Source organism: Cognatiyoonia koreensis, from assembly GCF_900109295.1.
In the GTDB taxonomy this organism is placed as follows: Bacteria; Pseudomonadota; Alphaproteobacteria; order Rhodobacterales; family Rhodobacteraceae; genus Cognatiyoonia; species Cognatiyoonia koreensis.
The window spans coordinates 381,160-396,312 of sequence record NZ_FOIZ01000002.1 but is presented as its reverse complement, the minus strand read 5'-3'; the positions used below and the strand labels follow the sequence as shown (position 1 = coordinate 396,312).

Annotated in this window: 15 protein-coding genes; 5 read left to right on the top strand and 10 right to left on the bottom strand. The window is 58.6% G+C overall.

Translation table 11 applies throughout. The features are described from left to right. Positions 1–67: 67 nt before the first annotated feature. The 4 genes from BMY44_RS13650 to BMY44_RS13635 are packed head-to-tail and all read left to right on the top strand — an operon-like array spanning position 68 to position 3,719. The gene (locus BMY44_RS13650) at positions 68–1,288 is read left to right on the top strand and encodes an Hsp70 family protein (RefSeq protein ID WP_089995910.1); all 1,221 of its coding nucleotides are present in this window, start codon (positions 68–70) and stop codon (positions 1,286–1,288) included. A gap of 9 nt (positions 1,289–1,297) precedes the next feature. Next, complete coding sequence (trhO, locus tag BMY44_RS13645; protein ID WP_089995907.1) at positions 1,298–2,203, top strand: oxygen-dependent tRNA uridine(34) hydroxylase TrhO; 906 nt, start codon at positions 1,298–1,300, stop codon at positions 2,201–2,203. Beyond that, on the top strand, positions 2,200–3,246 hold the full coding sequence (locus BMY44_RS13640) for an AbrB family transcriptional regulator (RefSeq protein WP_089995905.1): 1,047 nt from the start codon (positions 2,200–2,202) through the stop codon (positions 3,244–3,246). The genes trhO and BMY44_RS13640 overlap by 4 nt, the downstream gene beginning before the upstream one ends. A 23-nt stretch (positions 3,247–3,269) precedes the next feature. After that, entirely contained in the window at positions 3,270–3,719 is a 450-nt protein-coding gene (locus BMY44_RS13635) for a tellurite resistance TerB family protein (RefSeq protein ID WP_089995902.1), read from the top strand. Here BMY44_RS13635 and BMY44_RS13630 read toward each other — a convergent pair. Together BMY44_RS13630 and BMY44_RS13625 are read right to left on the bottom strand one after the other, a co-directional pair. Further along, entirely contained in the window at positions 3,716–4,561 is an 846-nt protein-coding gene (locus BMY44_RS13630; RefSeq protein ID WP_089995899.1) for a DMT family transporter, read from the bottom strand. The two genes, BMY44_RS13635 and BMY44_RS13630, sit on opposite strands and share 4 nt — an antisense overlap. A gap of 39 nt (positions 4,562–4,600) precedes the next feature. Then, positions 4,601–5,206 (bottom strand): hypothetical protein, encoded by a 606-nt coding sequence (locus BMY44_RS13625; RefSeq protein WP_089995896.1) that lies wholly within the window; start codon positions 5,204–5,206, stop codon positions 4,601–4,603. 117 nt (positions 5,207–5,323) lie between these two features. On the opposite strand from BMY44_RS13625, the gene pncB reads away from it, so the two are divergent. Continuing rightward, positions 5,324–6,616 (top strand): nicotinate phosphoribosyltransferase, encoded by a 1,293-nt coding sequence (gene pncB, locus BMY44_RS13620; protein WP_089995894.1) that lies wholly within the window; start codon positions 5,324–5,326, stop codon positions 6,614–6,616. Positions 6,617–6,973: 357 nt separating this feature from the next. Here the strand turns inward: pncB and BMY44_RS13615 are convergent, their stop codons facing one another. From BMY44_RS13615 to BMY44_RS13580, 8 genes are all read right to left on the bottom strand, one after another. Then, complete coding sequence (locus BMY44_RS13615; RefSeq protein ID WP_089995891.1) at positions 6,974–7,804, bottom strand: 3-oxoadipate:acetyl-CoA acetyltransferase; 831 nt, start codon at positions 7,802–7,804, stop codon at positions 6,974–6,976. Next, positions 7,801–8,682 (bottom strand): intradiol ring-cleavage dioxygenase, encoded by an 882-nt coding sequence (locus BMY44_RS13610; protein ID WP_089995889.1) that lies wholly within the window; start codon positions 8,680–8,682, stop codon positions 7,801–7,803. Before BMY44_RS13610 ends, BMY44_RS13615 begins: the two co-directional genes overlap by 4 nt. Before the next feature lie 10 nt (positions 8,683–8,692). Beyond that, entirely contained in the window at positions 8,693–10,447 is a 1,755-nt protein-coding gene (locus tag BMY44_RS13605) for an FAD-dependent oxidoreductase (RefSeq protein WP_089995885.1), read from the bottom strand. 2 nt (positions 10,448–10,449) lie between these two features. Beyond that, positions 10,450–11,505, bottom strand: a complete 1,056-nt coding sequence (locus BMY44_RS13600) for a branched-chain amino acid ABC transporter permease (protein ID WP_089995882.1) — start codon at positions 11,503–11,505, stop codon at positions 10,450–10,452. Continuing rightward, on the bottom strand, positions 11,505–12,368 hold the full coding sequence (locus BMY44_RS13595; RefSeq protein WP_089995879.1) for a branched-chain amino acid ABC transporter permease: 864 nt from the start codon (positions 12,366–12,368) through the stop codon (positions 11,505–11,507). Before BMY44_RS13595 ends, BMY44_RS13600 begins: the two co-directional genes overlap by 1 nt. Beyond that, the gene (locus tag BMY44_RS13590; protein ID WP_089995875.1) at positions 12,365–13,072 is read right to left on the bottom strand and encodes an ABC transporter ATP-binding protein; all 708 of its coding nucleotides are present in this window, start codon (positions 13,070–13,072) and stop codon (positions 12,365–12,367) included. The genes BMY44_RS13595 and BMY44_RS13590 overlap by 4 nt, the downstream gene beginning before the upstream one ends. After that, entirely contained in the window at positions 13,072–13,791 is a 720-nt protein-coding gene (locus tag BMY44_RS13585) for an ABC transporter ATP-binding protein (RefSeq protein WP_089995872.1), read from the bottom strand. Before BMY44_RS13585 ends, BMY44_RS13590 begins: the two co-directional genes overlap by 1 nt. Before the next feature lie 86 nt (positions 13,792–13,877). Continuing rightward, positions 13,878–15,152: an ABC transporter substrate-binding protein gene (locus BMY44_RS13580; protein ID WP_089997169.1), complete on the bottom strand. Its 1,275-nt coding sequence runs from the start codon at positions 15,150–15,152 to the stop codon at positions 13,878–13,880. Position 15,153: the final 1 nt, after the last annotated feature.

Below are 15,153 nucleotides of genomic sequence, written 5' to 3'. Positions count from 1 at the left end.
GTTTCCCCCTTGGCAGGGCGGTGGGATTGGCATATCCCGCGCCTCTTTCGCAAGAAGAGGACGATCCATGACCCAGCGACTCGGCATTGATTTCGGGACGTCCAACACCGCAGCTGCGGTGATGGCGGGGAACACGCCATACCTCATTCCGGTCGAACCCGGTGAAACGACGCTCCCGACATCGGTATTCTTTGATACAAACCGCAAGGTGACGACGTTCGGCTCTACCGCGAATGCCGCGCTGATCGACGGGCGCGAAGGTCGGTTCATGCGGGCACTGAAATCCGTGCTCGGCACGCCGTTGATGCATGAACGCCGCCAGATCGCCTATGAGAAGATCACGCTGATCGACGTGGTCGCGCGCTTTCTTGCAACCGTGAAACAACGGGCAGAGGATGCGACGGGCCTGACCTTTGACGGCGTTTTGTCCGGGCGGCCCGTGCGGTTTCACCACGACCCCGACCGCAACCAGCGCGCCGAAGCCGACCTGCGTTCGGCCTATCACACCGCCGGATTCACTGACGTCGCTTTCATGTTCGAACCAGAAGCCGCGGCTGAAACCAGTCAGTCCCAGGGGCGCGGACTGATCATCGACATCGGCGGCGGCACGTCGGACTTTTCGGTTTTCACGCGCGAGGCTGGACAGACCCGCATCATCGCATCCCACGGCGTGCGGGTCGGCGGCACGGATTTCGATCGCACGCTCAGTCTTGATCACGTCATGCCGCTGCTCGGGCGTGGGCACCTGCTGCGCAACGAACTCGGCGACGGCACGCATACGGCACCCAACGCGCTGTTCAACGATCTGGCGACGTGGGAAAAAATCCCCTTTCTCTACACGCCCGAAACACTGCGCCTGACGGCACGCTATGCAAAACTCGGGGTCGATGCGGTGCGGTTTCAGCGGCTTCACGATGTGATCGAGATGGAACTCGGGCACGACATCGCCTTCGCGGTCGAGGCAGGCAAGATCAACGCCAACCGCGCGGATGCCTCCATTGACCTGTCGTTCATCCATGCGGACCTGCGCCAGCCACTGACTCAAACAGCAATGCAGCACAGCCTGCAAGAACTGACGGCAAAGGTCAGCAACGCCGCACAGGAAACGCTGCGCCTCGCCAATCTCGCGCCATCGGACATCAACACCATTGTCTACGTCGGCGGGTCCAGCCTGATGACGACGATCACAAGCGCGATGGAACAGATATTCCCCGATGCCGCGCAGGAACGCACGAATGCCTTCACCGCCGTGGCCGATGGTCTTGCGATAGCGGCGGCACGGGCGTAATTGAAACCTATGTATACCGTCGCTGCACTCTATCACTTCACCCGTTTCGAATACCCCGCTGCCCTTCGCGGCCCGCTGCAGGATTTGTGCAACGCCCACAAGATCGGCGGCACGCTGCTGCTTGCACGCGAAGGGATCAATGGCACCATCGCGGGCACGCGGGGCGGGATCGACGCGGTGCTGGCACATATCCGGTCGCTCCCGGGGTGCGCAGACCTCGTGCACAAGGAAAGCACGGCGCGCGTGGCCCCGTTCAACCGGATGAAGGTGCGGCTGAAAAAGGAAATCGTCACGATGGGGCAACCCGACGTGGACCCGACAAAAGACGTCGGGCAATATGTGGCCCCGACAGAATGGAACGCCCTGATCAGCAGCCCCGACGTGGCAGTGATCGACACGCGCAACGACTACGAAGTGGCGATTGGCACGTTCGACGGGGCAATCGACCCGCAGACGAAATCCTTCGGTGAATTTCCGGCCTGGTGGGAAGCGAACAAGCACCGCTTTCACAACAAGAAGATCGCCATGTTCTGCACAGGCGGCATCCGGTGTGAGAAATCGACGAACTACCTCAAGGGGCAGGGCGTGGACGAGGTCTATCACCTGCAGGGCGGCATCCTGAAATACCTCGAAGAAGTGCCGCAAGACCAAAGCAAATGGGACGGCGAATGCTTTGTCTTCGATGCGCGTGTCAGCGTCGGACATGGGCTGAAGGAAGGGCCGCATATCCTGTGCCACGCCTGCCGCCAGCCAATCCTGCCCGAAGACATGAACAGGGCCGAATTCGAAGACGGCGTTTCGTGCCACCAGTGCATCAATGCCACGACCGAAGAGGCAAAGGAGCGGTTCCGCGAACGGCAAAAGCAGATGCGCCTTGCCGCCGAACGGGGTGAAAAGCACATGGGCAGCCTTTGACCAAGGCGTCGGCACTTGCCCTGCTGATCGGCGTGATCGCGGGCATTGCGAGCTATGTAATCGGAATGCCACTGCCGTGGATGCTGGGACCCATGATCGGGGTGACAGCGGCGGCAATGCTGCGCTTGCCCGTCAAATCACCTGACAAGCTGCGTCCTGTGGTGATCCCCGTGATCGGCGTCATGCTGGGCAGCGGGATCACACCGGATATTCTGGGAGAGATCAGCGGCTGGCTGGTGACACTCGCACTCTTGCCGCTGTTCTTGTGCTGCGCGGCGGGAGTTTCGTTCACAGTTTACCGGCGGATCGGGCGTTACGACCCTGTCACCGCATTCTATGCCGCCATGCCCGGCGGGCTGAATGAAATGTTGCTTCTGGGCGAGGCAGCAGGCGGTGACTCACGCCGCATCGCGCTGGCCCATGCGGCGCGGGTGCTGCTTGTGATCCTATGTGTGGCGTTGTTTTTCGGCCTGTTCCTCGGGGTACGGGCCGGACCGGGCAACAGTGGAAACTGGACTGCGCTGGGCGACATCACAGCGCTGGATTACGCGATCCTCGGCCTTTGCGCGCTTTTCGGCATCCCCTTTGGCAAACTGCTGCGGCTGCCAGCAGGTCCGGTCTTCGGACCGATGATCCTGTCCGGCGCGGCGCATGTCATCGGATGGGTTGAGGTTCCCCCGCCGACGCTCCTGATTATTGCCGCGCAGATCGTGATCGGAACAGTGATCGGCGGGCGCTTCGTCGGGGCGACCATGAAAGAAGTCGGAACCGATCTCGCGCTCGCGCTCGGGGCGACGCTTGGCATGATAGTCGTGGCAATCGGGTTCGCGGAAATCATCACGCAGCTTGCCGGCATGCCGCTGTCACAGGCATTTCTGGCGTTCTCGCCCGGCGGTCTGACGGAAATGAGCCTGCTGACATTGGCGATGGGGCAGGACGTTGCCTTTGTTTCGGTCACGCATATCGTGCGGATCACAGTTGTGATCGCGGTTGCGCCGATATTATTCACCCTGTTCCAACGGCGTTTTTTGCGTAATGAATAGGAAAACAAGAAACGGAGCAGTGGATGTTCGAAAATCTTCTCAGCTATTTCAAATCTCCGGGATCGGAAACTCCGCTTCCGGCTGCGGACGCCAAGCACGCTTTGGGGGCGTTGTTCGTCAGGGCGGCCAAGGCAGACAAAGCCTATCTTTTTGAAGAGGTCGAACAGATCGACCGGCTTCTGGGGGCGATGTACCATCTGAACCCGGTCGAGGCGGCAAAGATGCGGGCGTCATGCGAACGGCTGGAACAGGCGATCCCGGCGACGACGGATCTTGCAGGCATCCTGCGCGAAGCGATCTCGCAGACCGACCGCGAAGCCGCAGTCAGCGCGCTTTGGCGCGTTGTCTTCTCGGACGGTGTGGAAACAGAAGAAGAAGATGCCGTGCTGCACCAGATCGAGGAAACGCTCGGCGTGGCACCGGATGTGGCCAAGCAGTTGCACGATACGGAAATGGCAAAGATGCAGCGCTAGCCCTTGCGGGCCACCCAGATAGTCGCAAGACCCGAGCACAGGATGACGAGCAGGCCAAGCAAGCTCAGCCCGTCAGGCAGATCACCAAAGACGAGCCAGCCAAGCAATGTGGCATGGATCAACTGGCTATAAATCAACGGCGCAATCGTAGTCGCAGGGGCGCGGCGGTTGGCCAGAACCAGCAGCAAGTTCCCGATCGCAGACCCCAGCGCACTGATGACGGTCAGCTGGATGGTCTGGGTATCCAACGCAGGAATCTGGGTCGCACCAAACGGGGCCAGGATCACGGCCCCGATCAGCAGCTGGGACCACAGCAGAAAACGGGGTCTGTAATCACGCGCCATCCAGCGCGTCGCAACCAGATAGCCGCCGTGCAACACCCCGGCAAGAACGGCTAGGCCAAGTCCGATGGTCATGCCGAAACCGGGCTTCACGACCAGCAGAACACCGGCAAATCCAAGGCCCAGCAGCATGACACGCGGCAGCGATGAGGTCTCGCGCAGAAGGATCACCGACAGGGTGTAGGCAACCAGCGGGCCGACAAAGAAGGCACCAAAGACATTGGCGACTTCTTCGGTCTTCAGGGCGGTCAGAATACAGCAAATCGCTGTGGCGATCAGGGATGCGCGAAAGACCAGCCGCCAGTCCCACACCAGATCGGCCCGCTGTATCCCGACCAATGGCAGCAATATGACAGCGGCCACGGCAAAACGGGACCAGGCCACGAAAAACGGGCTGACGCCGTCGCGGGTCATGACGGTACCGGCGGCATCGCCACCGACGATCAGAAACATGGCGGTCACAACCATGGCCGCGACAAGAAGGGTCGATTGGGAGGTCATGGAGCGGACAAAGCGGTCCGCCCGCGACAAGTCAAGCGATCACGGAAGCGAAAGCGCCGCCAGTGCCAAGAGAACGATACCGCAGACCATAACGATCATCGCAAACTGGCGCTTTGGGTCGGGGCGGGTCCGGCGTGGTGCGGGGGCACCACCGGGGGCAGTCGGAACGGGGCGCGCCTCGGCATGGGCCTTGAAAAAATCCAACCGGTTGATCGCACCCCAGTCCATCTGGGACGTATCGATCTCTGACAGGGACTGGGTCAGGCGGACAATGACATTGTGACGGTCGCGGTCATGCTCGCGGGCGTACTGGCCGGGCGGAATGCGGACACCGGACAATTCGGTGCCGAAACCGGCGCGCTTAAACAGATCCTGCAGGCGGGGATCGGCCGCGGCCATCGCGGCGTGGGTCTGCGGGTCGCGCCAGCGGGCCTCCAGATACATCTCGTCCTCGCCCAGACCGGTCAGCGGAACAGGGCACATATCGAAATCATAGTTCAGGGGGTTGTCGGACAAGACCTGATCGGGCTGGGCGGACACGCGGACACTTTCGTGGGCGATATCAAGGTCGGCCATACGCAGGCCGGGCAGGGCCTTCGCCTTGCGGCTCGGGATCAGATCGAACGGGTCGGGTATCTTGGTCATCGCACGCCTCGCACAACGGTTCGGCGGTCAGGAAAACACACAACCTTGGCGATATCATGGCACTTGCCCTCGCGGCGCGGCCTTGGTCTAAAGCCCCAAGCCAAAGGGAAAACGAACATGGTCGATATCGCCACCCGCGTCTGGAACCACAAATGGAAGATCGACCCCATCGTGCGGTCGCTGATCGACACGGATTTCTATAAACTGCTGATGTGCCAGTCGGTGTTCCGCAACAAACCGGACACGCAGGTGACATTCTCGCTTATCAACCGGACAAAGTCGGTGCGGCTGGCGGACCTCGTGGACGAAGGCGAATTGCGCGAACAGCTGGACCACATCCGCTCGCTCTCGCTCTCGCGCGGGGAAAGCACGTGGATGCGGGGGAACACGTTCTATGGCAAGCGGCAGATGTTCTCGTCCAGCTTCATGGACTGGTTCGAAAAGGTGCAGCTGCCGCCATACCACCTTGAAAAACGCGACGGGCAGTATGAACTGACGTTCGAAGGCAAATGGCCCGAGGTCATGCTATGGGAAATCCCCGCGCTTTCGGTGCTGATGGAACTGCGCGGGCGGGCGGTGCTCAAAGACATGGGGCGGTTCGAACTGCAGGTGCTGTATGCGCGCGCCATGACCAAACTTTGGGAAAAGGTCGAAAAGCTGCAAACCCTGCCATCCTTGCGGATTGCGGATTTCGGCACTAGGCGGCGGCATTCGTTCCTGTGGCAGGACTGGTGCGTGCAGGCCATGCGCGAAGGGCTGGGCGACAGTTTCGCCGGCACATCGAACTGCCTGATCGCCAAGAACCGCGATCTGGAGGCGATCGGCACCAATGCCCACGAACTGCCCATGGTCTATGCCGCGCTGGCAGAGTCGGATGACGCGCTGCTGCAGGCCCCCTATGACGTGCTGTCGGACTGGCACGCGGAACACGACGGCAACCTACGGATCATCCTGCCCGACACCTACGGGACCGAAGGGTTCCTGTCGCGCGCGCCCGACTGGCTGGCAGGGTGGACGGGCATCCGCATCGACAGCGGCGATCCCGCGACAGGGGCCGAAATCGCGATCCGCTGGTGGAAAGAGCGGGGGGAAGACCCGACCAAAAAGCTCGTCATCTTTTCTGACGGGCTGGACGTGGACAAGATCATCGAACTGCAAAAGCAATTCGCAGGGCGTGTGCGCGTATCCTTCGGCTGGGGCACGATGCTGACGAATGATTTCAAAGGGTTAACACATGGTGACAGCCTCGCGCCGTTTTCACTGGTGTGCAAAGCCATATCAGCCAACGGTAAACCGACGGTTAAGCTGAGCGACAACCCGAAGAAAGCAATGGGCCCACAAGACGAAATCGCGCGGTACAAACGGGTGTTCGAGGTGGGGCAGCAGGACGCGGTCGAGGTGGTGGTTTAGAGTTCGACGCTGCGCGGTCATTCATCCAAGGTGCAGCACCTGTCAGCTTTGAGCCCATTCTGTAAATTCGGTTTTCCTGCTACATGGGCTCGCATCGTGGAAGATGCTGTGTCAGCGCAATGGCCAGTGTTGCCTCGCAGCAAGAAAACCAGGCATTCGTGCGAAGGGCAGCAGGGGTCAAATGCTGAGTGCATATGCTGCAGGATTAAGTTGCCGTTAGTTTGGTAGAATTGGATGGCCTCTTTGCCCAAAAACTCAACCGTTCCACCAATGGTTGTTTTCCTAGACAGACCGTAAAGATGTGAGGACGAAACGATTGCGCCAATTTGTGCGGTGGCACTTGAGAGTAAAACTTAACTACTGGGGCAGGCTCAAAATGTCTCGCGCTTGTACATAGTTTGCTACAGGCCTTTCGTGCCGCGCGCAAATCTCGACCAATCGTTCCACTAAGACTGCGTTGGACGGTGCTAAGGTATCTTTGTCCAGTCGGATGTTGTCCTCAAGCCCTGTGCGGGCATGACCTCCGGAAGACACCGACCATTCATTGAGGACAGATTGGTTCGCTCCAATGCCGGCCGCACACCATGGTACATCTTCGCCGAACAGTCGCTTAACCGTTTGCACATAGTAATCAAAGACGTGGCGGTCGGCGGGCATGGCATTTTTAACGCCCATAACGAACTGCACGTACGGGGTGCCCAAAATTTGGCCTTTCTTGTGCATTTCGGCTGCTTTGAGGATGTGGGACAGGTCGAATGCCTCAATTTCTGGTTTAACGCCGTTGGCGCGCATTTCGGACGCAAGCCAGTCGATGAGATCGGGTGGGTTTTCATAAACCCGCGTGGGAAAGTTGTTTGATCCCACCGAAAACGACGCCATATCTGGCTTTAGCTTGAGAGCGCCGCCTCGCTCTTTGCCTGCACCAGATCTCCCTCCGGTGGAAAACTGGATGATCATCCCCGGACAGTGTTTCTCTACGCCTTCTTTTAGGGCTGCAAACTTGTCAGGATCACTAGAGGGGCTTCCGTCATCATTCCGTACATGGGCATGAACGATCGTCGCCCCAGCCTCAAATGCAGCATGGGTGCTCTCAACCTGCTCGGCAACCGTGATCGGCACCGCTGGATTGTCTGATTTCCGTGGCAGACTGCCTGTGATCGCCACACAGATGATGCAGGGATTGCTCATGCTTCAGGAGCCAGTACAAAATCGTGAACAACCTCATAGAACGGACCCTCTGCCCCTTCTTCCTTGATGCGGTCCGGGACTTCGATCAGATCGAATTTGGCGAGCAGGCTTTCCTTCACACCAAATACCGCGTCGGAATTGATGTATTCATCGTCCGGATCAAAGATATGCGTGATCAACGTCTCGTAGCCTTCGGCCTCAAGGATGTAGTGTAAATGCGCAGGCCGGTAAGGATGGCGTCCAAGGCTGCCTAGAAGCTTGCCAACAGGGCCGTCGTCAGGGATTGGATAGAACCGAGGCTTTGCGCCCCAGAACGTGTAAGTCCCATCCGCGCCCGTGCGGAACACGCCGCGCAAGTTGAAATCCGGCTGAATCCCTTTTTGCTGAACGTCATAAAATCCATCGTCGTTGGTCTGCCAAACGTCGATTTTCGTGCCTTCGATTGGTTGGCCTTCAGTGTTCAAGATACGCCCTTTGATAAGCATCGGATGGCCTTTGCCATCAAGGCAGATATTTGAACCCATCGGAAGTTCGGGCACGTCAGGCACGTGGAATGGCCCAAGAACGGTAGATTCTGAAGCCCCGCTTGGTTTGCGGTTGTTGATGGCATCGACCAGCATTGACACACCGAAGATATCGCTCAACAAGATGAATTCCTGCCGCCAGTCGTCAGACATCTGTCCCGTTTTGGTCAGAAACATGATCGCCGCCAGCCATTCTTCTTGCGTTGGTTCAATCTCCTTGACTGCTGCATGAAGGTGCCGCGTCACGGCTTCGATGACTTTAGCAAGCCGTGGTTCCGTGGTGTCGGCAATCTGGCCAACCACGACATCGGCCGAATTTTCTTCCGTGAAATATCCTTGGGTTTGAGCGGGCATGGGTGGCCTCCTATCGTGCAAGAATTAGCGTAAGAACGCGGGTCAGTTCCGCTGCCGGATCATCAGGCAAAGCGTCATACCGCCAGCAGACGTGCTGATCGGGCCGGGTCAGAATACAGCCCGCGTCGCCGATTTCTCGCGCCCGCGCCCAGTCGCCTGTATGGTCGATGTACTCTTGACGCGGCCCAATGACGTGGGCAGTCAGTTTGATGCTAAGGTCCCCGGCCACTTTCTCGGCCGCTGCTGCCCAGGCTTTTCCGCCTAGACCCGTGAAGAGTGTAAATGCACCTCCCCCGGCGAGATCGAGTGTGGAATGTTTGCCGCCTTGGTTGTCGAACAACCACGAATGCGGGATGCGAGCGCCGGGCCAAGTTGTCGGCTGATAGTGGAGATCGGCGTCCAAAGCGAAGTCCGGTTCGATCTGACCATCGGTCACAGTCGCGTGGGACGAGTAGCGCTGATTCATCTCGACACCATGGGCGTCAAATTCGTATTTCTTGAACGCAATAGCTGCATTAAGAGCGTCTCTCTGGGCCTCTGCTTCGGGTGTACTGTCGCACCGCGCGTCCATGTTGGCTTTGATCTTTTCGATATCGGTGCCGCCGGTCATTCCCAAGGCTTCGAAGATCGGTCCAAATTCACCGATGGATTGATTGGCTCGGGTGACAATCTGCTTGGCGATAGGTGCGCGTTCTTCGGAGTAGCTGTCCAGCAGGCTGTCGCCTGCTTCGCCTTTCACGACAGCCGCAATTTTCCATGCCAGGTTGAACGCATCCTGGATAGATGTGTTCGAACCCAGACCGTTGGACGGCGGATGCCGGTGCGCGGCGTCGCCCATGATGAACACGCGGCCCTTCGACAGTTGTGTGGCATAGGCATCATTGACCGTCCAAGTGTTGGCGCTGATCAGATCAATCTCCAACTCTGGGTCGCCAACCAATTGGCGTGCGACCTCTGTCGCCATTTTCTGATCTACATTCGGCGCCGGTTCATTGATGTCGTAGCCCCACACGATCAGCCACTCGTTCCAAGGGCGGATCGCCCGGATCAGGCCCATGCCGATACCGCCAACGTCAGCGCCGGGCTGCATGATCCAATACAGAACCGAGGGGCGGTGCGCGACATACTTTGACAGGTCCGCCCGGAAATAAATGTTCATCGACCCGCCGACGCCCATCTTGCCTTCAAACGGCAAGTCCTCATTCTCGGCGACCAAAGAATTGCCGCCGTCCGCACCGATCAGATATTTCGAGCGGATCGTGAATTCCCTCCCGGTCAGGCGGTCTAGACAAATGGTTGTGACGCCATCGGCATCCTGAACATGGCTTTTGTACTCTGTGCTCATCCGGGCGCGGGTGCCGCGCTTGCAAGCGGTCTTGAACAGGATCGGCTCCATGAAGGTCTGCGGCAGATCGTTCATGAAGGACGGCGAAGACAACAGGTGTTCCGCTTTGGATAGCGGATGTGTGCCCCATGACTTCATACGCCCGATTTCCTCACCCGCGAGGCTCTCGCAAAAGACATTCTCGCCCATCAGGCTTTGATCCATAGCATTCAGATAAACTTCGTCTTCGACCTCTTTGCCAAGGTCGCGCAGCACTTCCATCGTGCGCTGGTTCGTGATGTGCGCGCGGGGCGTGTTCGCCAGCCAATGGTAACGGTTGATGACGATGTTCTCGACACCGTAGGTCGACAGCAGTGCTGCACTTGTCGAACCCGCCGGTCCGGTTCCGATCACAAGGACCTCAGTCGTGATGTCAGCCATGGTCATTCCTCCGATGCTGTAAGTTTTCCACCGGTCAGGCGGCGGCGAATTGGGAAAAGGTGCAGGCCTGTTCGCTCGGACAGAAGGCCCCAAAGCCCGCGCGGCGCGACCAGCATGATGACAATGGCAAGCACGCCAAGCGTCATCAGATACCAGCTGCCAAAATCAGCAAGCAGCGACTGCAAGGCGAAGAAAACCAGCACGCCGATGATTGGGCCTTCGACGGTACCGATACCGCCGATTACCACGATAAAGATGACATAGGCCGTCCAGTCGGTGACGCTGAACGCGGCATCCGGGCTGATCCGTGCCTTTTGCATGTATATCAGGCCACCCGCTAAGCCGGTTCCGAAGGCAGAGGTCAGAAAAACAATCCACTTCATGCGACCTGCATCGACGCCGACGGATTTCGCAGCCTCGGTATTGTCGCGGACGGCGGCCAATGCCAACCCTCGCCGGGTGCGCAGCAGCCAGTAGATTCCGCCAATCGTCGCCAGTGCGAGGATTAGCGCCAGCCAGTATGCGAGGATGTCGCGGGCAGCCGCGGAGCGGACGCCAAGAGTTTCCTCGATCATTTCAACGAACCACATGTCGCGTGTCGCATCGCGGGGCAAAGACGTACCCGTACCGCCGCCGAGCGTTTTCCATTGGGCCACTAGCAGGCGGACGACCTCGGCAATGACCCATGTACCAATGGCAAAGTAGGCCCCGTTGAGGCGGAACGCGAAGAAGGCTGTCGGCACTGCGATCACGAGGGCCGCAACACCCGCGAGCAGAATCGACGGGACAGGATCAAGCCCCCACAGGATGACCGTACCGAACAGCGCATAAGCCCCCATGCCGACGAAGGCTTGTTGCCCGATGCTGACCAGCCCGCCATAGCCAGCGAGCAGGTTCCAGAATTGCGCAAGGACCAGCATCGTCAGGATAAAGAACATGTCTTGAATGGTCCCACGTCCAGCGAAGAACGGCAGCGCGACGAGGACGACGATTACAAGGGCACCAAGGATCGCCGCAATGCGCGAAGCAGGTGTTTGGGTGGTTACGGTATAAGCCATCAGTCATTCGCCCTTGGAAAGAGGCCACGTGGCCGGATCAACAGAACTACCAGAAACGCAATGTGGCCTGCGAGAATTTGCCATTCGGGGTTGATCGCAGCACCAACGGTTTGCGCGACCCCAATGATGATGCCACCCAGAAGGGTCCCCCAAAGGGATCCGAGACCGCCGATGATCACAGCCTCAAAGGCATAGATCAGACGGGCCGGGCCAATGTTGGGATCGAAATTGGCGCGTAAGCCGAGGTAGAGTGCGGCGATGGTGACGATCACCAGCGCTATGCCTGTCGCCGTTGCAAAGATATTCGCGGGTTTGATCCCCATAAGGCTCGCCGTTGTGGCGTCGTCAGAGGTGGCCCGGAAAGCTCGGCCAAGCGCTGTGCGATAAAAGAGCTGGTTCAGCCCGATGATGACCAAGACGGCAGAGGCAAAGGTTAAGAGCGGCATGACGCCAAGCGTGATGGGTCCCGCATCCACGGACGCTGTCGTCAACGCATTGGTTGGGAGGCGCTGGCTGTCAGCGGAGAAGCCTTCGAGCAGAGCGTTCTGCAACGCAATTGACAGGCCGAACGTCACCAGAAGCGGTGGCAAGATGTCATCACCCAAGGTCCTGTTCAGCAGGTATTTTTGCAGAACCCAGCCCAATGCGAACATCAGCGGCATAGCGATGAACACCGCGATGAAGGGCGAAAGGCCCAGCAGCGTCACCAGAACCAGGATCAAATAGGCTCCCATCACGATCAGATCCCCATGGGCGAGGTTTACCAGCCGCATGATCCCGAAAACGAGGCTCAGACCGGAAGCGAAGAGCGCGTAGAGACCCCCCAGCAGGATGCCCTGAATGATTGTGTCGACCCAGATCAATGGCTTGCTCCGAAATAGGCGTTGTGGATATCGTCGCGTGACAGGTTGTCGGGTGTGCCCGAAAGCGTCACGCGGCCTTCCATCATGCAATAGACGCGATCTGCGACGGCCATGGCCTGTGCGATGTCCTGTTCGACTACGATCATCGACGCCCCCGCCGCCTTGATCTGCGGGATCGCCTTGTAGATGTCTTTGATGACCACAGGCGCAAGGCCGAGGCTGATTTCATCGCACAGTAAGACGCGCGGATTACTCATCAAGGCACGGCCTATGGCGACCATTTGTTGTTGGCCCCCTGACAGGGCTGTACCGGGGTTATGGCGCCGCTCAGCAAGGATCGGAAACAGCTCATAGACTGTTTTGAGGGTCCAGTGGCCCTCAGTTTTCCGCCCATATGTGCCGATCAGCAGGTTCTCTTCGACAGACAACGAGGGGAACAGCTTCCGACCCTCCGGCACCATGGCGACGCCTTGGGCCATAATTTCATCTGCCGCTTGCGCGCCGATGGGCGCACCATCAAAGGAGACAGAAGCGGCCTCATTGCGCAGCACGCCAGCGATAGACCGCATCAGGGTCGTTTTGCCTGCGCCATTGGCACCGATGATTGCGACGGTCTCGGCTTCCCGCAGTTCGATATCGACACCAAAAAGTGCCTGAAAATCACCGTAGTGGGCCACCAATCCTTCTGTTTGCAACAGCGCCATCAGACTTCGATTCCTAGATAGATTTCCTGCACCTCTTTGCTGGCCATGATCTCGTCTGGATCACCGAGACCGATCACCTTGCCGAAATCCAGAACCAGCAATCGTTCGACAACAGAGGTCAGCGCATGGAGCACATGCTCGATCCATATGATGGTGACGCCTTGGGCGTGAATATCTTTGATGGTGCGGATAAGCGCCTGACACTCACCCTCCGTTAATCCGCCCGCAATTTCATCCAGCAACAGAAGTTTCGGTTGCGTGGCCATCGCACGCGAAAGCTCCAGCCGTTTTCGTTCAAGCAATGACAGCTGCCCGGCAGGGACATTGGCGCGTTTGATCAACTCGGTGCGTTCAAGGACGTCGGCGCAGTCATCGCGCACATCCCGTTCCGAGAGGTTCCGCCCGTGGGTCGCCGCCACCAGCAGATTTTCAAAGACGGTAAGTTTTTCAAAAGGCTGCGGGATCTGGAATGATCTCCCGATCCCAGTGAGGCACCGTTCCATAGCTGACACTTTAGTCACGTCGCGCCCTTGAAAGTGAATATTGCCCTGATCAGATCTGATATTACCGGTGATCAAGTTGAACAACGTCGACTTTCCGGCCCCGTTGGGCCCGATGATGCCAAGGGCCTGACCCTCCGGGACGTCAAAGCTGGCGTCATCAGTGACGGTCAAGGCACCAAAACTCTTGGAGACATTTTTGAGCGACAAAATCGACATGAAGGGTCCTTGGCCGGGCAACGCCAACCTGTTGGTAATTCACTATTGGCGACCCGGCGTCAGTGCCGGGCCGCAGCCAGTTGGTTTCAGGAAATCTCTTCCATCGTCCCGCCTGTCGGAATGTTGGGGTGGTCGGAATTGTCTACGATCACCAGATCGTAGCCACCGCCGTCCTTCATGCGCCACTGCCCGCCAACAAGGGGTGTTTTGGCGACATTCTGAACCGCGAAAGGTGGCAGGCCCGCACCATCGAATGCAATCCGTCCGACCATCGAATTCAGCTCGGTCGCCGCAATTGCGGAGGCAACTTCATCAGGATCTCGGCTGTCTTCGACACGGCCCATCACGTCGGCTGCCATCTCAAATAGAGCATGAACAAAGCCAATCGGCTGGGTCCATTGCTTGCCTGTTGCTGTCTCATAGCCGGACGCGAGATCGCCGGCTGATTGGCCCGTCAACGAGGATGCGAAAGGATGTGTAGGCGACCACCAAACTTCGGAGCTGAGATTGTGACCCTGATCGCCAAGGGCTTCGACCGCCTGCGGGAAAAGGATCGCCTTTCCGATGCTTGCCGCCTTGGGATTGAACCCCTGCTGTTTGGCTTGCGTCCAGAAGGTCGTGAAATCTGGAGGGATCGGCACGCCCGTGACAATCTCGCAATTCGCCGCCTTGAACGCATTGATTTGCGCACTGAAATCATCCGTCAGGTTCTGGTAACGACCTGTGTCAGTAAGGTTGAACCCCTGAGCATCCAAAACAGGCGGGAAGCCTACGTTTGGATCACCCCAGGCATTGCCGTCACCATCGTTGGGGAAAATCGCCCCGACGGATTTGTTCGTGTCGAGCTGGTTCCACATCGCAGTGAAGACCGAGATCACATCTTCAAGCCCCCAGAAGAAATGGAAGCTGAAATCAAACGGACGCCAGCTGCCCGGATCGCCAGGGTTGCCTTGCTGGCCAATAAAGTAGGGCTGCCAAGGGGCCACGGTCGAGATTACGGGGATTTCTTCGGACTCGCAGGTAGTCGCGACCGGGTTCGTTGTCTCGGGTGTCGACGCGACGAGCATCATGTCGATCTCGTCGTCGATGATCAGTTCCTTGGCGACTTCCGCGGCGCGGTTCGGGTTGGACTGGCTATCCTTGACGATCACCTCGAAATTGGCCCCCGCCTCGGACCTCAGAAAGCCGTCGATGATGAATTGATCAGCTTCGGAAAAGGCAGCCAATGGACCGGACTGCGGGCTCACATACCCCAGCCTGATCTTCGCGCCTTGCGCCAGCGCCGGAGCGGCAAGGCCGCTAGCGGCGAGCGTCAGACCCGTCGCGGCGGTAGATTTAAGTAGTTTACGTCGTGTGATCATG